This window comes from Edaphobacter sp. (assembly GCF_035532915.1).
In the GTDB taxonomy this organism is placed as follows: Bacteria; Acidobacteriota; Terriglobia; order Terriglobales; family Acidobacteriaceae; genus Edaphobacter.
In genome coordinates, this window is the sequence record NZ_DATKQC010000263.1 from 1 (window position 1) to 19,179 (window position 19,179).

The window sequence follows — 19,179 nt, forward strand, 5'->3', positions numbered from 1 at the left end:
CAAAATGTAGCAATTGCCTGCGCGATCAACCTCCAGCGCCTGACCGATCATTGGAGCGGAGTACATCCTGCCCAAACGCGCACTTCCACCTTTGCCGAGCTCGGAGAATGGATCATGTAATCGATTTCGCCAACAGTATCCGTACTGGTCGAAGACGCCGCGGCCCGGCTTCAGCTCCATCAATGCGCGCGCTGACAAGCTCTCTTCGAGCGGCGCGTGGCGCGAGCCCTGGAAGCATCGCCGTTGCCTGATCCCGGCCAGCTTCTTCTTTGAGTGGGAGCCGCTCACAAAAGACGAGGAGAGAAAGAAGATCAGCAAGCCCTGGGCGGTGTCGCTTGCCGACGACAGGCTCTTTGCCTTCGGCGGCATCTGGGATCGATGGAAGGGGCATGATGCGAAGAACAATGAGCTGATTCTTGAAAGCTTCAGCATCATCACCACCGATCCCAACGAACTGCTCGAGCCGTTCCACAATCGATGTCCGCTGATCATCGAGCCAAAGGACTACGCGCGCTGGCTCGAGCCGGCCGAGCCAGCGCATCTGCCGAGCGATCTGGTGCGCACCTGGCCCGCGGAGGAGATGAAGGCCTGGCGCGTGGCAAAGCTTCAAGGCAACGGCCCGCACCTGTTGGAGCCGGCCGCTGACCCACAGCCAACGCTACTTGATGGCTTGTAGATGCTGACCAAAAGGAGCAGTATCGAGTGGAAATTCAGATGCTTCGGGATCTCTGGTAACTAGCCGACTCTTCTTAAGACACTAAGGGGGGGACTCACCTCGTTAACTGTATACTTTAGCGCGAGGTCAAGGGGTGATGGGGGAAGCATTCGAAAGGCTCTTCACATATCTCGGGACGGCGGCTGCGAGGAAATTCGGATGGTGGGGCATCGTAGTTGCCGTGGCGGCTATGGTGTGTTTGCGATTGCTATTTACACTAGCAAAGCATTTGCGCGCGCGTTATGGAAACATCGGGATATGGCTGTTTCCCGGCGCCGAAGGGCGCTCTACAGCCAAACTGATTGCTGGCGGGGCAGCCGCCACGATAGCAATCAGCTTTCTCATATTCCCATCGAGCCCATTGACCGTCGTAGGTTTTCTATTTGGTGTTGTCGCACTGGCGGTCAAGTTTTTCCGAAAGGGAACGTCGAGCCTCAAAGTACACTACATGTTTGTCGCGGGTACGGTATTGTGCCTGGGGCTAACCGTGGGTGGCATCCTTCACGATTGTGCATTTCCACCAACTGCGCTTTGCAGCGACGGAACCTATAGTAGCTCGTCCAACCATAGCGGAACTTGTTCTTGGCATGGTGGAGTTCGTCAGTGGAATCCCGATCCTTGGTGGGAGGCGCTATTTGAGTAGTTGCATTACCGTTCGTGGGACAGTCCAGTGAGAGCTCACCCTTTATGGAGGGATACTTGACCTGCAACACTAAACCTTATGCGCGTCGATGAATACAACAGCTTCGCCAATCAACTGCAACGCTACGCCTCGGCTTTGAGTCGCCTTGAAAGCTTGCACATACGACTAGCCGACGGGTGTCGCTTGCGAGCCTATCAAAAGCGACTTGCGCAGGTGACTGTCGATCCACGATCAGCTATTGATTCCCAATTGGTCATCGCGGTGACCTACGACTTGCGCGAGATCGATGAGGTTAATGAGATTGTCGAGAACCTCCCGGCTACGTTAGACTCGGAAACACTTACACTTCTGCAGAAAGTCGCAAGTGGTTCGGAACATCCCGACGACGAGTTGGATGCACCGGGCAGAGAAGCGCAATATGAGTTGTACTTGGGGACAATGTTGCGTCGAGGTGGAATTCCAGCACGGCACGGGAAGCCTGATTTGGTGGCCACATGGCACAATAAGGAATTTTTCATCGAAGCAAAACGCCCAGCCTCGGCAAAAGGGTTTGATAATCGCTTGCGATCTGCAGTTCATCAAGCTCGGGCTCTCGTCAGACCCGGCATTATCGCCGTTTGCGTTGACCAACTTGTACGCCCAGCGGATGGGCTTATGGTCGTGAAAGATTTCAATGCGCTTGCTCCATCTGTAGATAATCTCGTTAGAAAATTCGTCGTTGAACAAGCGCATACCCTTCGCAAGCGGTTGAGCACTAATGAGCCGGTCGCGGCTCTTCTGTTGACGGCACGCGTGCCCGCCCGTATCGCTGCAACTGGGCATTCATCTTTAGGAACAAGCATCCAGCTGCACCCACTTTTGGCTGGGTCGATAGAGGCTAAGTTTGCCAGCTCTATCATCCCTTTATTTGCTGGCTCGCCGTCCTGAAAACCTCCTCTTAATGGAACGGGGAGAAACACACCTGGCTGCACACGGCCAAACCGTTATGGGAAGGGGAAATCCGCTTGCAAATCCGAATAGATCCCCGAAAACGCGGTTGCGACGAAGTTCCGGGGATGGCCAGATTGTTTCAGGAGTCTTGGTGCAGAGCCGAATATTGGTACTAATCGTGGTTTTCTCGCTAAGCGACGGATCCGCGAGGGATCGCATGGGCGCCGTGGGCATGAAGGGATGCGGCTCTCGCCTGTCTTCCCGTCCAGAGCTTTAATCAGGTACCGCAGAACGTGTGCTCGACGCGCTCTTCCGCACGGGCGGGGAGTGTAAAGCTCTCGCGATCAGGCTTGTCTTCGAACGGATGGGTGACAACGTCGAGCAATTCCGCAAAGGGCTTAAAGTCCTGCCGCTCAACCGCGGCCTTGAGCGCAGCTTCAACCAGGTGGTTGCGCGGGATGAAGACTGGATTGGCTTGGCGCATGAGCGAGGCGCGGTCCTCTGCCGAGGCTGATTCCTGCTGCAGGCGACGGCGCCAGCCGGCAGCCCATTCATCGTAACTCGAAGGCATAGCGAAAAGCGCGCGAACCGGGCGATCGTGCTCCGGCCCCGCGGCAGCCTGGCAGAGGCGGCGGAAAGTGAGCGTGAAGTCGGCGCGATTGACGGCCATGCGCTGGAGAAGATCCTCGGCGAGGGCTTTATCACCTTCGGCATCGGTGAAGAAGCCAAGCTTCCGGCGGAGGCCGGTCCAATGCGCCGCCTCAAATTGCGGAGCGAAGGCGGTCAGAGCCTCTGTCGCTGAGGATAGGGCAGCCTCTTCGCCGCCTTCTTCTTCCTGAAGCAGTGGCAACAGCGCTTCGGCGAGGCGGGTGAGGTTCCAGAGCGCGATGCGCGGCTGGTTGTGGGCACGCCCAGAGCAGCCATGGCCTCGCTGACCAGGTATTCGCGCAAGACGGGACCGATGCCTGCGCGACCATCGCCATTGCGCGAAAAAGGCGTGGGGCCGGAGCCTTTGAGCTGAATGTCGTGACGCTGACCGCCGGGAGCAACGACTTCGCCGAGCAGGATGGCGCGACCGTCGCCCAGCTGCGGAACGAACGAGCCGAATTGGTGGCCGGCATAGGCCTGCGCGAGTGGCTCCGAGCCTTCGGCCACCCGGTTGCCTGCCAGGATCTCGACGCCCGAGGGGCCGGCGAGTGCAACAGGATCGAGGCCAAGACTGCGGGCGAGTTCGACGTTGAGTTGGATGAGCTGCGGGGCTCGAACCGGCGTGGGGCTGAGGCGGGCGTAGTAGCGCGGCTCAAGACGCGCGTAGGTATTATCGAAGCCGAAGTAGACCTCAGGGGCAGCGCTGGAATCCGGAAAAACCGCAGTGGCTTCTGGGGAAGTCATCTTCATTGGATGTGGTTCGGTTGGCTCAGGTCGCACTGCGTTTACTTGGAAATCTACGGTCGGGGACTCATCGTGGTTTCTCATGAATTGTAGGGAGGCAACGTGGTGAGACGACTGTCCTCGACTGGCCCACCCACAGTGAAATGGTAAAAGCTCTGCCAATCGCGCGATGATATTCCCAAGACCTCGTGAACTGGATCGTCGAAGTAGCAGCCGATTCCTCAGCGCGAGCTTCAGATATGGCGGCGGCCGGCGCTCTCCGGGGCCACATTCGCAGCGCAACGAGAATGGGCGGAATCTGGCGTGCCGGGATAGCGGAGCGCCTGCTAGGCACGAGGGGACAACAGCGGAGGAGAGGAGGGTGCTACAGCTTCCATACGACTGGCTTGAGCGATTCGAGGAGATACAGAGGGTGGGACGGGGTTCCATCCTTAGAAAGCTTGAGCACGTGCGGCTGGATTCCGACTCTTTCCATGAGCATTTCAGCGACTGCTAATCCCCGCGGTGCCAAAGTCCGGTGTCCCGGCTTCCCATAGGCAAAAATCACGATGCCAGCCGGTTTCGCCATGGCGATGAGGTGCTTGTCGTTCTCCGGGCCGACAGGGTCCGCAACGAGGCGTAGGCGCTTCTTGTCGGTCGCACGATAGGCGAAGGTGTTCCCGACATAAATCCCGCCATATCCCCATGCGCGGGCGAACCTGCCACACTTCGCCACACTCGGGTCGTCGACATACGGGTCTGCCGTGCTCGGGTTCATCATCACGAACATGGCACTAGGCCTCGATTCGTCCCAAATACGCCATAGCCGGTACCGGTAGCATTCGCCTGGACCGCCAAACACCGCCCCGCTCTTCATGCCCATTGCCAGAGCGAGACGAACCTTGCCGCCGGGATCATGCTTTTTGGGCATATCTGAATCATCGCATTCGGTCATGATGCCTTCAGTCTGTTGGCAACATAACCTGGCAGCGGCGCGTCATCTAGACACTCGAGGGCATTGCATGCCTCGCAGAAAACCCCACGCGCGGCTTCCACCCGAACCATCAGCTTGTTTTCAAGTTGCTGTACGGCTCATGCACCAGGAATCGGCGCGGTTCACTGATCCGGCATCAGCCGGACACGTTCGTTCTGACTGCTTTTTTCGCTGGGTCTCGCTGTAGCCGGTATGCGAGTGGTGTGCCGCCGGATTCGTCCCACTGAGCCCGAATGATCGCCCGTTCTTAGAGCCAGGAATTGACGCAAAGTTCGCAATCCTGATTCACTCCATTGATCCGTCGAACTGTTCCCGCAGACGACGAAGCTGGGAAAGTGAATTCGGCATCATGCACCGACGTGTCTCATTCATTGTCAAAAAGCATGCTGAAACGCCGCGGCCTTCGTGTGCCGCACGGACCATATGATGATGACCATCAAGAACGAAATGTAGATCGTTCTTTTTTAATCTCGGAGGAGTAGGAAAGATACCAATGATCACAGGCTCCGTCGGATCCGGAATGTGGGAAAGATGTTCTTCGTCGACAGCGAATCCACCAAGGCTCGTGTATCCCTCTCGAGGTGGCGGGGGTAGTGCCGTTGACCTTACCTCTTCAACGGAGATTTGACGGATTTTCTTCATCGCGGCAATTTGCTTTGCTTTGGTGACATCGAACACCCACGCGCCCACGCGGGCGAACTCTTGGGCACCTCTAGCACGCTCTTTACAAATAGAGCACTCCATTTCCGCTCTCCTGGCATGCATCTGCGGCCAAGGCCTGTGTACCCGCACCTTGGAAGAGGTCATGAGGACCTAGAACTGCCGTTGATATATACCACTCGCTTTGACAACAACCAGGAATATCGACCAATTGCGGTCGACCATGAGGCGACCGGTAACCGCCGTTGTCAAATGCAGCACGAAATGAATGCATCGGACCGGAAAAGGAACGAGAGTGCAGCTCAAGATTTGCCATGTGACTAGGTTTGAGGATTACAAGCTGTCGCGCAAGTGCGTTGGCACCGCGATGGGTCTCAAGCGGAGATTTGGCTCGCAATCCTTACAGCGGTCGCTCCGATTGCTTTATGCGCGCCATTTCGATATCGAGTTCCCCATTCGCCAGGGCCATTGCTTTGCGGATTGCCGGTACGGAGCTCAGTTCCTTTGTCGCCTTCCCATGGGCGAGCCGTTGTTGATCCAGGGCCTGATTCCGACGAAATGCGCGGTACCATCCGCGAAGATGCTTAAGGGTGCCGGATTGTCGTACAAGATCGTGATAGGTAAGCTCATCTTCGGCCTCTCCGATCAGGGCATCGCGCAAACTCTTCCCGGCGACGATTTGCCGAATCGCACGCCTGGCCTCTCTGACCATGTCTGTCGACGCGTAGGGCCCGTAGTTTCCACTGAACCGGCCGTTCAGATTGTCCTGGGTCGGAAGACCGTGGGCCGCAACGAATTCCTCCCGGTGTCCGCCGAACAATCGAACATACCTCGGCTCTGACTCGTCGCAGGTCAATACGGTGCAATCCGGCGAGAGCTGTCCTTCGAATCCGTCCGCACAGGCGCAATAAAAGATTCCTCTCACCTTCCAGCCGTTTGCGTTGCGCTCGGCGCTAAATATGGCGTAAAGGCCATGGTCAAACATGTCGCCACCATTTTCCGCCGGCTCCTGAGGCACAAGTAGCGCCGCCGCGGGGAGCTCGACTGCGGAATACATCTCATCCCAGTCGAGCAAAGCCACCAGATTATCGAGCGCCGCGGGAGTGTTGAAGTGACCGAACATCAGATCTTCATAGGTATTGGTTGCGATTTCGTGGCCCATTCAGTTTTTATCCTCGTGGTTATATGTTCCAGTCAGTGCTGGTTCGAGCAACGTGATAGGAGTCACGCTCCAGGGCTGATCGACGCTGACGGAAGTACTCTGAAGTTTTGCCTGAAGTGGCCGATGGGCCAAGGCGCGAGCTGGAGGGACTTGGACAAACCGCCGGCAGCGATCTCCCCACGATAATGCCCCTTATCGTTGCCTATCTCTGTCCTGCTTTGGGACAGTTGAGCCAGCAACGGCGCCATTCCCCCCCAACCTGCCGATGCTGCCCAGACTTGGCGTGTACGTCAGCGCCCGCCTTTTAGCTCGCCCATTCGCCGGCCAAACTGCCATGCCGACACCGAGCACCGCACAAAGCAGCACACAAGCTCGTACATCATGGTGAACGCAACGGCAGCGAGCGCCATCGCGGTGGTGAGCGTGTGCGATGGATGCCAGTGTACGCCGCCGACGATTCCTATCCTGTTAGGAGCATGGCAGCGCTCCAGAAAGACATCACGACCGGATTGGCTCGTACAAAGAATGATTGTTCGGCCAGCGTGGGATCGCAATATCGCATTCCCGCCCATAGAACTCATCTTCACGATCGTGCGAGGCCGGATCTTGTGTCTGGACATAGGCAGATCCTGCGTCGCCACACGAACTAGCTGCGAACCTGCAACTTGCAGGCGCAGTAGATCGCGTTGATAAACACAAGCACGGCCAACGCGGCTGCGGAGAGGGAGACAACAGGGGAGAAGGTCATCACGGCCTCAAGGCAGGTAACCGCACCGGCAGCCTCAAACCTGCTCCCATAAGCCGCTAAAAACCACTTGTAGACTTTCGGCGCACTGCAGGCTAGGCAGCCACCGACCACGGCCCACATGGTGACTCCGACCACCTTACCCCACATTGTTGGGCCGAGCTCGCGATAAAAGGGCAATACGAGATGCACGACGCAGAAGGCTAGGGCAGGGATACATCCCCCGGTCAGCGCACCGATACAAGCGGCAACGCGACCGCCCGGCTTGATCGTTTGTAGCACGCGCTCAACGATCGTAAGCCGCTCGAAGTTCTTCGCGGAAAGACTGACAGTTGCCTTGGAGTATTTGTTCGGCGATGTATGCAGATTCAAGACTGTCGACACGTTGCTCTCCTTTGAGGCGGTAGAAGCTTCCGATTTCGAATTGCTGACTGCCAGGCAGCCTCAATGCCTAGCCATTGATATCCAAGAATCGTCAGTCTGGCCCCGCATCGCGCCAAACAAATCGTCACGAGCTATTTACCAAGTCCGCTGCGGCGAAGCCACTCGGCCGTGCCGTGCGGGTCCAGCCGGATTGTGCCTCCAAATCGAATCACGACGCCGGTTCCCATTCGGCCTTGGCGGGCACGGTTATAGAGATTGGTCGAAGAACAATCTAGCCACTTCGCCAGGTCGGTGACCTTCAGGGCATGGTCCATCGAATCGATCCAATCTGCCAACGACATCCCCGGCGGTCTAGTGGAGGCTGACATGGCGACCTCCATCAACGACACACCGGGCGTATGGGCTTACGGCGCTTGGACTAGCCGATACCGCGTAGCGCCCATGTATTTTGGTCAGAGCACCTTCGTCTGCAGGTCGATTGCCCTCCCATGCTGCTTGACCAGACTGGATACGTGCGTCCATATGCGCAATCAGATCAAAAGCTTCAATGCCAGTGAAGCTGCGATGGAGTTGATTTGAGCGCCGGCTTGAATCCCATCATTTTGTTAGGTTTAAAGAAATGTCTAATGGATCCCGATAGAGTCATTGGAGCGATCGAGCTGGCGTAAAGCGACAGAGAGCCACCGCTGGCCGACTGGCGGGAAAGCGGTACATTTAGCGCTGGGGACTCATTCGAACGCTCGGATCCGCCGTGAAGGGCTTAATAGCCTCCGATGACAGACCGGACCGGAAAATGCAAACGAGAGGCAGGACGCTGATGCCCAAGGAAGAACTAAAACGCTTGGCTGAGGACGGACCATTCGACTGGGAGCTGATCGAGCGATTCGATCGCTTGAGAACGTGGATGGGCGAGATTCGCGAACGGGATGCAGATCCGGCAAGGAAGGATGATCGTCCTGCGGCGTTGGAATGGTACGCAGGCAAACTTCAGTTAATGACCCAGCTTGAAGTCCAAATTACGATTGAGCAGGACTTTGAGTTTTTCCCGGAAGAGGAGCGGAAAAGGAGATTGCGCGAATGGTTTAACGAAGCCGCGGAAAGGATTGAGTACAAGAAAGCCCTGCTCTACCTACCCGAAACGACGGTCGAAATGGCCAGAGCGGAAATCCTACAAATTCGCGAATCGATTGACGCACGAGCGGAGGAAATAGCAACGGCGATATCTGCGGTTTTCGGCTATACCGAACATTTTGAGTTTTGGCCGTGTTTGAGCACAGGCGAAAAGGTGCAGCCAGTGACGCCTGATCCCATCGCAATTCCACCGCCAAATCCCCGTAAGGATCCGAAAAGGAAAGTTGGCGATGGTGGGCCTTTTGTACGAGAAATAACAATGCATATCTTGTGGCTTGAGAACCATCGCCAGGAAGTCGATTACCAAAATGTGGCTCGGCTTATCATCGTCGACAAACCTTATGTACGCGCGGTGCTTCCCAAGAGTTTCAGAGCTCAGGTCAGAAAGACCCAGTTCGCAGGCAATCTGCTTGATTTCATCAGAGCGGAAGAGGCTAGAAATGGTCCGACCGATTTTCGCGCACTGTTTACAAAGCATTTCTCCATTGCTAAACGCAGACTCGAGAAGAGCCGGGGCACCACCCAGTGATGACTCGCTAGCACCAAAGTCGGACGGCGGATTCAGTGAGTGAGAGATTGTGGATAGTGCGGCACCGAATCACAACGTCGAAGAAAGTGCCAAAGCTGAAGTGATGATATCGGTGAGTCCGCAAAATTCAGCTACTCCAACATGTCCAAGCAATTCTACCGAACATTTCGGCAAGTTATTGATGTGCAATTTGTTATATAGATCTGGTCCTTTGCGCTCCAATTGCCATTCCCGCGGCATGTGGCACCGTCGGCTAATGGGAGTAAATGTGCGCGGACCACAATCCGGACCAGATCAGGAGCTTTGTCGGCACCCCTCAGCAGGAAAAAGAGCCGGATGAGCTGGGGCGAGAAGCCCGCGACGATCGCGGTTCGCCCGAGTTTGAAGACGAACTCGTTGAATCCGAGTTCACCCGAGGCGATGAGCACGATGTCGAGCCAGCCCCTGAAGGCCCTAGCCGCCGCCAGAAACATGACGGGCGCAAACCACTCCCAAAATGGGAACTCGTAGATCTAGATAAGGTCCTGCCCGCGCCCGCCATCGAAGCGGCTCTGCGTGCTGCAGGGATTGTTAAGGTTCACCGCCCCTCGACCGGGTTTCTGACAGCAACTGGAATCGCTAGATTAGCCATGATCTCGCCGATTCATGTGATTCGTCAGGACAACGTGTGGCATTGCATCCTCGGTTGGGATCTCGTGCGCGAGGCACGGGAGATTTTGCCTTATCCACGCATGTATCCCGCGTGCATTTGTGCCGATATGTCTCTAGAGGAGCTAAAGGAATCTTTGATCGTCGAGCGAGTGGGCGTACCGCTCCGGCACCAGATGTCGAGACAGGAACTTAATGCTCTGGCAAAGTCGTTTCTTGACGTCATTGCAAGGAGCGTCAATTTGTTCGAACGGCTCGGGGTAGACCAATGGGCAAGAATCATGGGCAGAAAACTTCGCTGGCTGAGATACCGCCGCGCCAAATCGAAAGCCGGCGCAGACCATGACGAGTAATTCTCCTGAGGACCCATTGCTGAACGCCGCGAAGCGAGATCTAGATCCCGAGCAAGTGCGGCGTATTCTCTGGGCTCTCCTTGCGCCGCCCACCCGTGATGATCTACCAGAGGTTCTTGCAAAGTTTGCTCGCGTTCTCACGGTGGCAGGAGATCAATGGCCAGGTGTGCTTCTGGATTTAAATATGGAGACCTGGCCTTCAATTTCCACGAAACTCGGATCGATAGCTCAGACACTCGTATTTCCAAAGACCCCTTCGGATGCTAGACATTTCGGGAAAAGCGGTCAGGGGGGCCACAGGCAGCTCCACGCGCTCTATTCCGCGATTCTCGCTCTACCTGACGAGAAGTCAGCGTACGCCGATAGTTGCTACCTTCTGATGGCACATGTGTTCGTGGCTCATCACAAGGTTCTGACGACTCCGGCCAAGACCATACTTCCAGGTCGCAAACTGGTAAAAGGCGATACATCGCTCCAAGCTTATGAAGCCTACTCATGGGACGAGCAATGGCGCGCCCTAACAATATCGCCGAAGAATTGCTGCATGGCGCTGCGCGAATACTTCGCCGGTGAAAAGTGGGCAAAAGCCGTCGTTCCTGAATATCCCCTTGACGACCGACCATCACAATTTGCCAAGTATGGCGGCCTCATTTTTGAAGGCGAGTTAATCGATAAGGGTAAATCAAAAGCACGCCTTCAAGAGTTGCAAGAATACGTCCTCAGATATCTGGCTCAAGCACATGGGTTTAAAGAACGCCGCCAGGGTCATGGCAAAAATCCAGCTCCGGGGACAGGTTCATCAAACGCCTCCACTGAACACGAAGCCAAAGCCGAGGCCGCCTACCGGCATGATATTTGTCCAGGCGAAGACGAGCCGGAAAGTGACGAAGATGAATTCTCTTCAGCGAACAATGAATCCGGTGGCAATCCCCAATCGAGCGAGGCCGCCAAAAGAGGGCGGGCAACCCGCAAGCCCAAGAGCGCCGGCAAGCCGCGCAAGGGAGCAGGCAGCGCAGCGGGCGTGGGCAGCAATCAGGCAATTCGCGACAGTAAGTTCTTCCCGTTTGGGACTGATCGTCTCAGTCCATCGATCCTAGCAATTGTCGATGTTGATGGCCGGGGGCGCGCCGAAGCGATCCTCGACGAGCTGAAGACCACGGCCGGCTGTCTCAAGCATGCGAACGATGACGATCCGGCTCGGGAGGCACTCAAGTCGGAGCTCGAGCTATTTCTATTTTTGCTCGTGATGCTTTGGTCGAACAGCAACATCGAGCGCACGCATGCATTGCGTGCCTATTTGAGCGAATCTTGCCGCGATCGAATCGACCTCGCCATCTTGATTTCGCCAGGAACGGCAGGATACAGCGCTCAAATCCGAATCCATGTCGAGTATCCACCGGACGCGCCGCGGCGCGAACGATTACGGCCATATGATCGTGATCGTACGGAATTTGTGACACTGCCAGACGAAGCAACGCTCGGCCCGTTGCTTTGGGATTACCTTATTGCACTCGATGGAGCCTCAGCCGTTTCATCTCGAACGAACGCAATCGAAGTCTTCCGGCAGCCGATAGAGCACTACTACAAAGAGATACCTCGTGTTTTGGAACGGTTGGCGGCAGGCCGATTGTCTTCGCTCTCTTTGTCCTCCGCACTGTTCGGCGAGATCATGAATTGGTCGCACAAGGATATAAGCGCCGCCACCATAATCACCGGCACCCTCCATAAGAAGGCGCGCGTTCAGATGTTCTATGCCGTTCGACGGATGGCATTCCTGCATGAAATCTACGTTGGCACAGTACGCTACGTCCGCACCGCAATCTGTCTGGCAAAATCAGCAGACTTCGGGAGCGAATCGAAACCGAATGGACTGTCATCCCTCCTTCAGCTGCAGCGACGGACCAGCCCGCAAACGCCCTTTATTCCAACGTCAGCGGAGGCGAAGTACGTGGGGGTCAACGCGTGCCCACATGATGAAGCCATGCGCCACGCCGTGCAGGATTTGATTGCAAAGGTTGAAGATGCCTGGGAGAAATCACCTTCGACAAATTGGATTGAGGCCCACAACCTATACACATACTACGTAGTGTGGTTTTTCGGATTTGTCACTGGCGCAAGACCAACTGAAAGACCAATCCTGCGCGTTAGCGAAATCAATCAATCAAATTTGTCGGGACGCCTGCAGGATAAGGGCGCCGACAAAGCAAGGCTGGTGTGGATCGCTGGCGACCTCCTCGAGCAATTGAAGCTCAATGAAGCGTATGTCGACACCACCCGGCTGGCAAGCTGTACGAGCTATCCGTGCTGGTTTCTCAATGAGTCTGGAGCGCCAAAACCTGCAAGCGAGGAGATTTGCGAGCCAATACTCCACAAGGTGCTACCTGGCTTCCCGACCAACATCCACCGTAGGTGGATGTTCAACGCGTTACTCGACTCAGGCTGTCCGTACGTGGCGGAATGGGCTGGCCATTTCCTGACGGGCAACCGACTGGTAGGCCGCGGCGCCACCGCTTCGCCCACCGTAGTCGGGCACACAATCCTGCAGTACGTAGAGCCGATCGTCAGCTACCTTGGCTTCCGCCCGATCCGGGTGAGACTCTGAACAATGGCCAACCAACTCGCCAAATCTTCTGCCGACTGCCAGAAACCGCTTTGGGATGGGAGGGCGTTTGGCCTTTCTCCACAGCGGCAGGTCATTGCTTCTCGATTGCGGGCGATACTGCGCACATGCCCTAATCAGTTGGGCCCATTTCTTGCCGATGTCACCGAAGAGAGTCGGGGTCGGTTCAATAAATCCGATGTGGCCGCTATCGAAGCCCATCTCGTTGCCAATCTCGATAAAAAGGATGTCATCCCAGTTCTCCGGGTGCTGACGGGCGTAATCTCAGTTCTCAACAAGGTTTATCAGAAGAGCATTCCTTCTCCGACCAGGTTGGACCGGCTGACAAAAGATCCCAATCTCCTCCCGAAAAATCTGCCTAAAGTACAACTGCGAGTAACCGCCTGGGCCCAGGCCGAAGGCCGATGGCTCGCGCAAAACAGCAAATTCGGCGCGCACCCAAATGGTTCAAGCCCTGTTCGATGGGAAATGGTCATCGCCTCATCGGCACTCCGTTGTGGTCTGCTCAGCGTCAAACGAGTCGTCGCTTTTGCGCGTGCACTGGCGGATCCGCAAAAGCATTTTGGATGCACACTCTCGCGAGGCTACGCAGATCTGGGGGTAATGACCCATGGAGAAGCCGAAGAGGTTGTACGTTGGTACCCCAATAGCCAACTTCTTCTCCTGATCTCCCGAGTGTCGCCGATTCTGGTCGAAGCGGCTCTGACGTGCTGTTCACGATCAGAAGCGACCGCCAGCACGAGGGATCGCAGGCTTGCTCAGGTAATCTTCGACGGCATTGTGGCGGAATTCAGACTTCAAGGGGTCGGTTCGGACCTCCAACCGCGGTCTCTTGGCGATTTCGTGGGCACCGTTGCTCAGTATCTGAGAAGTGATCTCCCCAGCGCGCTTGTTGACTATGCTTCAGGGAGAGTTTTTGGTCCCTCTCTCCTACCGGGATCGGCGGCCCGAGTCAACAATGAACCCACGGTCTACACACCCCTTCGCCTGTCAAGACCAGCGGTTAAAGAGAGCGACGAGCTCCCAGACCTGAGCGAAGCCTATGCTCCTTACTCGGCTGAGAAAGGCACGACCGGGCATAGACTCAACTGGATGTCGCGTCTCCGAGCGGCATTTTCAAAGACCGATTCCGGGAAGATGCTTCAAGCAATCGGTTCCATCGAGCGATCGAGGAACACTACTCCGAGCGGCAGGCAACTATGTTCACTGGCGAAGATGCTACTTACCGGCCCGGCTTATTCCGGATACACATGGTCATTCTCGGGCACAAAGTGTTGCATCATGACCATCGCCCGCCGCTTCGCCCTGCAGCAGGGGGATGCCGATCCTGCTCGGTATCCCAAACGAGTGCTCGAGGAGCGCTACAGGATAGCCCTAAGCGTGGCGGGAGAAAACTCGATCTCCCCACAAGGTCTGCGACGGACAGTTGCGTGGGCGCTACGTCAGTTCCACAACCATCTTCACGACAAATATGAAGCGCCAAACATCGACTTCGATGACGTACTCCCAGTCACTTCTGGGCCAGACAATGCGGACGCCCATGTGCTCTCAATCGACGAGATATTCAAGGCCCTTGAATACATCGAGGCTTCCCGAACACGAAAGTGGAACAAGCTCTATCGAATAGTCGCAAGGGGACAGATAGTGCTCGATTTCCTCGGGAGCTTCCGTCGCGCAGAAGGTTTCGGCTTGATGCCAGATGACATTCTGCCAGGTCCTTTCTCTGAAGTCACGGTCCGTGGCAATGACAACCGCGATCTGAAAACCGAAAACGCCTACCGGCGGGTTTTGCTGGGTATCCTGGCTCATCCATTTGCAGAGCTTCTTAATCCGGTGAATGAACTGTTCCTACAAGCTAAGCAACTTGGCACCGATCTCTCATGCGGGATTAGCGACGATGTCATCGTTCCCATCATTCATGAAGCTCTTAGGGCCGCGACCGGGACTCGCGAATGCCATCTGAATACTCTCAGGCACAGCGCAGCACACTGGATGTTCATGCGTCTCATGCTTTCAGATCTGGATCAAGTGCCAGATCTGTTTCCTCACCTCGAGAAAACCACGAGCTGGTTGAAAGCCTCCGGAGAGTTTCGATCTCTTTTATTACACAATGGCCTTTCAATGAACGATCATGCCTGGGCCGTTGCGACCACGCTGGGCCACTCGAATCCCGACAACGTGACCCTCCGCTACTACACCCACTGTTTGGACACCTTACTTGCACTGTTTCTGGAGTCCCGTACTAAATTCGGTGCCCTCGCCAGTCCGCATGAACTCCGTCGCGCCAGCGGTCTTCCCCGGTCGACTGCCTTCGAATGGCTTCCCGGTTCCGAAGAAAAATGCGAATGCTCGAAAGTCGACGCTTCGGCGACCGACTCACGTTTGAGCCGCGTAACCCTCCTTCAGCCTGGGAAGGAGTTTGCCATAAGGGTCTTTTCCGAACGGCTCGGGCTCACGATCAGAGCTCACGGTAAATCGGCTCCGTTGCCGGCAGTTGTTCCATCTTGGGCAAAGGACACCTATGACATCCTCTGGATGTCATCTGAGTTGGGCCTGCCGGCGGAGCGCCTGGCAGCGGTCATGAAATTGGACCAACATGCCATACACGCGATCCTCTCCAATGCAGACTCCGTCTTACGCAATCGCGGATTTCAAAACAGTTCAGATAAGGCTCAGTCGATGCCGGCTTCGGGTGAAGATATTGCAGAAGCTCCCATCGTACCCCGACCGCCGAAGATCAGTTTCGATTCGGAAAGCTTCAAAGCATGGGCCGCGGGAATTGAGTCCCATGTGCGTAAGAGTTCCAACACTGCGGCTATTTCACTCGCTCATATGGTTTCGAATATTTTGCCGAAGACCGCTCAGGTTGTGTTCGCAGGGGCGCCTCCGCCAGACCTCATGAAATTCTGTCTGGATATTTATGAAGCATTCGGGTTCCACCGCGAAGGTCTCTACGCGATCACGTGCGATGGGACCACGAACGCAAGACCCACTGAGCAATGGCTGCGAAAAAGGGGGATCTCGCGGCGGGTCACCGCAATCAATCAGTTAGGAGGGGGCCTTCTGGATCTCAACCCCCCTTGGGTTGTTGTCGGCCCAAAGTCCGTTGTGAAACACCAAGCTGAGGCGATTTGGTTTCTGATCAGGATGGCCGCCATCCGGTTCTCGGGTTTCGGGTCCATTACACACTGAGTGCCCTCATCTGCCCCATCGGTCACATGGGCGGCTGCGGGTTTGGAGTGCAAATTTGCACCCCGGACTGCACTTGCCCCAGTCCACCGATTTTCCCCTTCGGCTGCGCAGCTGTGCAGCTCGCCTCCATAAGCTGCTTGAAATAAGATGTTTACGCTCGCGGCCGAATAATTGGAGGTCGTGAAAATGTTCGGCCCGCACAGCCAGTAGCGAAGTTCTTGGCCCGCGTTCGCTTCAGGTATGCTCGTGCGCGAAATCCAGAAGGGAGTTGATCTCCTTGAAAGCCGCGAGTTGACGGAAGAGCAGCTAGCAAATGCACGAAAGATGCTCAATGAAATTGAGACGAACCGCCAAAAGCGATTAGCGAATTCGTGAGGGGCATTGGATCGGGCTCAGTTCCGAGCATTTGAGTCATGGAGCACCGAAGGGCAGCGCCAACCATGGCGCCCAGCTACTAAAGCCTCAACACGTTCATCGCGGCAAAGTTCAGATTTCCGTTGTCGGATTGTCGGGTTTTTGGGGTTCAGAGGCTGGAAGCAGTACAAAATATGCACAATTTGCACAGATTTGTCGGGAACGCCGACAACGTCAACTCGTTGATTTATATATATGTTGTTGATTTTTAAGGATTTCTTTCAGTTTCTGGCGGAGAGAGGGGGATTCGAACCCCCGGTAGAGCTTTTGACCCTACAACGGTTTAGCAAACCGCCGCCTTCAGCCACTCGGCCATCTCTCCGGGTCTCAGTGGGGATTATACCGGAAGTTCCCCCGCGGTGCGCACGGAGCGAAATGCCGCAAACATGCGTCTGCGATCTCCCGGCATTGGGCAGGCAGTCCGCGGCCGCGTCTTAAGAGAGGTTTCCCGTTCCCGCCTGGCAAAGGTATCTTTAGACTCACGATGATGCGTTTTGCCTTCAAGACGGCCAAACGGAAGATGCTCATTCTGCCGCTGATTGCCGCCACCTACTTCATGGTGTCGGGAGGCCCTTACGGGATCGAGGACATTCTGGGCGGCGCCGGGTTTGCCATGGCCATCCTCATCCTGGTGACGCTGCCGTTTCTTTGGAGTCTGCCCACCGCGCTCATGATCGGCGAGCTGGCCAGCGCACTTCCCGCAGAAGGCGGGTTCTACGTCTGGGTGCGGCGAGCGATGGGCCCGTTCTGGGGCTACCAGGAGGGCTGGCTCTCGCTTTCCGCAAGCATCTTCGACATGGCCATCTATCCGGCCATCTTCGTCCTCTACTTGGGGAAGTTCAGTCCGGCGCTCACGGCGGGATGGAAGGGCTATGGATGGTCCCTTGCCGTCGTTGTGCTTTGTTGCCTGTGGAACCTGCTCGGAGCGCCAGAGGTCGGCGAGGATTCAATGTGGTTGTTCGCGCTGCTGCTGGCGCCGTTCGCGATCTTCATGGTCTTGGGGCTGTGGCGGGCGTATGCGCTCCATCCCGCCATCCATTGGGGCAGTCCCGTGTCGGGGTCCGTCTCGGGGTCCGCCTCGGCATCCGCCTTCTCGACCGCAATCCTGGTGGCCATGTGGAACTACATGGGCTGGGACAACGCCTCCACCGTGGCACAGGAGGTGGAGAATCCCCAGCGCAACTATCCGCGCGCCATGATCGCGTCCATCATTTTGGTAGCCGTCACCTACATTCTGCCGCTGGCGGCCATGGCGGTAGCCGGACTCTCTCCTGACAGCTTCTCAACCGGCGACTGGACAACCGCGGCGCGGGCGCTTGGCGGGCCGGCACTGGGGCTGGCCGTAGTAGCCGGCGGCGCAATTGCCGGCATTGGCATTTTCAACGCGCTGGTGATGAGTTACTCGCGTCTGCCCATGGCCATGGCCGAGGACGGCATGATGCCGCGAGTTCTGGCTCGGCGCAACAGCCGCGGTGTGCCCTGGGTGAGTGTACTTGTGTGCGGGCTGGCCTGGGCCTTGGCGCTCAATCTGCCCTTCGAGCGGCTCATCTCCATCGACCTGATCCTTTACGGATCGAGCCTGCTGCTGGAGTTTGTGGCGCTGGCCGTTCTGCGCATTCGCGAACCCAACCTGGAGCGGCCTTTCAAGGCCGGCAGCACGACCGTGGCCTGCTTGTTGGGAGTGGGTCCGGCGGTGCTCATCGGCTACGCGCTCTACGCCGCGCGAGACGAAAAACTGACCGGCTCGACCTCCGCTCTGCTTTTCTCGGTTGCGGTGGGCTTGCTGGGGCCGGTGCTCTATTGGCTCACGGCCGTTCCTTTGGCGCGGCGCCGCATGGCCTCGATGCCCGCTTCGGATTAGGACTTGCATCCGCGCAGCACGGCAGGAGGCGTCGATTCATGCGCTGCCGTGCTCACCGTGGAGTCAGCCCTTGGCGGACACAGCTACCTGCTTTTTCGCTTCCGCCTGCTTCGCCTTGCCCTCTTCAAAGAGCTTGATGGCGCGCGCCACCCGATCGCGGGCATAGGCGGCGTCATGCCAGCCCTTGATCTCCACCCGCTTACCCTCCAGATCCTTATAGATCGCGAAAAAATGCGTGATCTCCTTGAGCAGGTGGGGATAGATGTCGGTGTAGTTCCAGATATTGGCGAAGCGCGGATTATTCTTGCCCACCGCCAGCACCTTCTCATCCAGAATGCCCTGGTCCAGCATCTCCAGCAGGCCGATGGGACGGACTTCCTGCACGCATCCGGGGAAGCTCGGATCGGGCACCAGCACCAGCACGTCCAGCGGATCGCCGTCGTCGCTCAGCGTAGACGGAATGAATCCGTAGTCTCCCGGGTAGTGCACCGGGGAGTACAGGTTACGGTCCAGCTTGAAGACGTGCAACTGCTTGTCGTATTCAAATTTCTGGGTTCCGTCTTTGGGAATTTCGACGACCGCGCGAAAAATCTCGGGGGCGCGCTCGCCGACGGGCAGTTCCAGATAATTAATCATCCTGATCTAGCTCTCCTTCGATGGTGGGGCGGCGGATTCCGGCGCAAAGAAGCGAACCGGCACGGGGCAACGGCCGGCACGCTGCCGGAAACTCTATAATCAAGGATCATGAAGGCGCATGTCTATGTCACGCTGAAAACATCGGTCCTGGACCCCCAGGGCCAAACCATCCAGAACGCCCTGCACAAGAT

18 protein-coding genes and 1 tRNA gene are annotated in these 19,179 nt (G+C 56.6%); 9 read left to right on the forward strand and 10 right to left on the reverse strand.

What is annotated here, in order from left to right:
• Positions 1 to 91: 91 nt before the first annotated feature.
• From VMU57_RS12650 to VMU57_RS12655, 3 genes are all read left to right on the forward strand, one after another.
• Positions 92 to 676: an SOS response-associated peptidase gene (locus VMU57_RS12650; RefSeq protein ID WP_325383921.1), complete on the forward strand. Its 585-nt coding sequence runs from the start codon at positions 92 to 94 to the stop codon at positions 674 to 676.
• 487 nt (positions 677 to 1,163) lie between these two features.
• The gene (locus VMU57_RS22845; protein WP_349255569.1) at positions 1,164 to 1,358 is read left to right on the forward strand and encodes a DUF3761 domain-containing protein; all 195 of its coding nucleotides are present in this window, start codon (positions 1,164 to 1,166) and stop codon (positions 1,356 to 1,358) included.
• 78 nt (positions 1,359 to 1,436) lie between these two features.
• Positions 1,437 to 2,285, forward strand: a complete 849-nt coding sequence (locus tag VMU57_RS12655) for a hypothetical protein (RefSeq protein WP_325383923.1) — start codon at positions 1,437 to 1,439, stop codon at positions 2,283 to 2,285.
• A 280-nt stretch (positions 2,286 to 2,565) separates the two neighbouring features.
• Here the strand turns inward: VMU57_RS12655 and VMU57_RS23080 are convergent, their stop codons facing one another.
• From VMU57_RS23080 to VMU57_RS12695, 8 genes are all read right to left on the reverse strand, one after another.
• Positions 2,566 to 3,138 carry a protein adenylyltransferase SelO family protein gene (locus VMU57_RS23080; protein ID WP_325383925.1) on the reverse strand — a complete coding sequence of 191 codons (573 nt, stop codon included), beginning with the start codon at positions 3,136 to 3,138 and terminating at the stop codon, positions 2,566 to 2,568.
• Positions 3,072 to 3,686: a protein adenylyltransferase SelO family protein gene (locus tag VMU57_RS23085; RefSeq protein ID WP_325383927.1), complete on the reverse strand. Its 615-nt coding sequence runs from the start codon at positions 3,684 to 3,686 to the stop codon at positions 3,072 to 3,074. The genes VMU57_RS23080 and VMU57_RS23085 overlap by 67 nt, the downstream gene beginning before the upstream one ends.
• Before the next feature lie 358 nt (positions 3,687 to 4,044).
• Positions 4,045 to 4,614, reverse strand: a complete 570-nt coding sequence (locus tag VMU57_RS12670; RefSeq protein ID WP_325383929.1) for a DUF1643 domain-containing protein — start codon at positions 4,612 to 4,614, stop codon at positions 4,045 to 4,047.
• 324 nt (positions 4,615 to 4,938) lie between these two features.
• Entirely contained in the window at positions 4,939 to 5,397 is a 459-nt protein-coding gene (locus tag VMU57_RS12675) for a hypothetical protein (protein ID WP_325383931.1), read from the reverse strand.
• Between the two features lie 316 nt (positions 5,398 to 5,713).
• Positions 5,714 to 6,475: a hypothetical protein gene (locus VMU57_RS12680; RefSeq protein ID WP_325383933.1), complete on the reverse strand. Its 762-nt coding sequence runs from the start codon at positions 6,473 to 6,475 to the stop codon at positions 5,714 to 5,716.
• Between the two features lie 290 nt (positions 6,476 to 6,765).
• Positions 6,766 to 7,095, reverse strand: coding sequence for a hypothetical protein (locus tag VMU57_RS12685; protein WP_325383935.1), 330 nt, complete (start codon positions 7,093 to 7,095; stop codon positions 6,766 to 6,768).
• Between the two features lie 26 nt (positions 7,096 to 7,121).
• On the reverse strand, positions 7,122 to 7,604 hold the full coding sequence (locus tag VMU57_RS12690; protein WP_325383937.1) for a hypothetical protein: 483 nt from the start codon (positions 7,602 to 7,604) through the stop codon (positions 7,122 to 7,124).
• Between the two features lie 131 nt (positions 7,605 to 7,735).
• Positions 7,736 to 7,972, reverse strand: a complete 237-nt coding sequence (locus tag VMU57_RS12695) for a hypothetical protein (RefSeq protein WP_325383939.1) — start codon at positions 7,970 to 7,972, stop codon at positions 7,736 to 7,738.
• Between the two features lie 449 nt (positions 7,973 to 8,421).
• Between VMU57_RS12695 and VMU57_RS12700 the strand changes: the two genes are divergently transcribed.
• From VMU57_RS12700 to VMU57_RS12715, 4 genes are all read left to right on the forward strand, one after another.
• Positions 8,422 to 9,264 carry a hypothetical protein gene (locus VMU57_RS12700; protein ID WP_325383941.1) on the forward strand — a complete coding sequence of 281 codons (843 nt, stop codon included), beginning with the start codon at positions 8,422 to 8,424 and terminating at the stop codon, positions 9,262 to 9,264.
• Between the two features lie 266 nt (positions 9,265 to 9,530).
• Positions 9,531 to 10,265, forward strand: coding sequence for a hypothetical protein (locus tag VMU57_RS12705; protein WP_325383943.1), 735 nt, complete (start codon positions 9,531 to 9,533; stop codon positions 10,263 to 10,265).
• 16 nt (positions 10,266 to 10,281) lie between these two features.
• Complete coding sequence (locus VMU57_RS12710; RefSeq protein WP_325383945.1) at positions 10,282 to 12,867, forward strand: hypothetical protein; 2,586 nt, start codon at positions 10,282 to 10,284, stop codon at positions 12,865 to 12,867.
• A gap of 3 nt (positions 12,868 to 12,870) precedes the next feature.
• On the forward strand, positions 12,871 to 16,077 hold the full coding sequence (locus tag VMU57_RS12715) for a hypothetical protein (RefSeq protein WP_325383947.1): 3,207 nt from the start codon (positions 12,871 to 12,873) through the stop codon (positions 16,075 to 16,077).
• A gap of 643 nt (positions 16,078 to 16,720) precedes the next feature.
• Here the strand turns inward: VMU57_RS12715 and VMU57_RS12720 are convergent.
• A tRNA-Ser gene (locus VMU57_RS12720) sits at positions 16,721 to 16,813 on the reverse strand.
• A gap of 162 nt (positions 16,814 to 16,975) precedes the next feature.
• Here VMU57_RS12720 and VMU57_RS12725 point away from each other — a divergent pair.
• Positions 16,976 to 18,352, forward strand: coding sequence for an APC family permease (locus tag VMU57_RS12725; protein ID WP_325383949.1), 1,377 nt, complete (start codon positions 16,976 to 16,978; stop codon positions 18,350 to 18,352).
• Between the two features lie 63 nt (positions 18,353 to 18,415).
• Here VMU57_RS12725 and VMU57_RS12730 read toward each other — a convergent pair whose 3' ends face one another.
• Positions 18,416 to 18,988 (reverse strand): inorganic diphosphatase, encoded by a 573-nt coding sequence (locus VMU57_RS12730; RefSeq protein ID WP_325383951.1) that lies wholly within the window; start codon positions 18,986 to 18,988, stop codon positions 18,416 to 18,418.
• A gap of 108 nt (positions 18,989 to 19,096) precedes the next feature.
• Here VMU57_RS12730 and VMU57_RS12735 point away from each other — a divergent pair.
• A partial coding sequence (locus VMU57_RS12735) for a phosphoribosylformylglycinamidine synthase subunit PurS (RefSeq protein WP_325383953.1) occupies positions 19,097 to 19,179 on the forward strand: 83 nt, incomplete at its 3' end.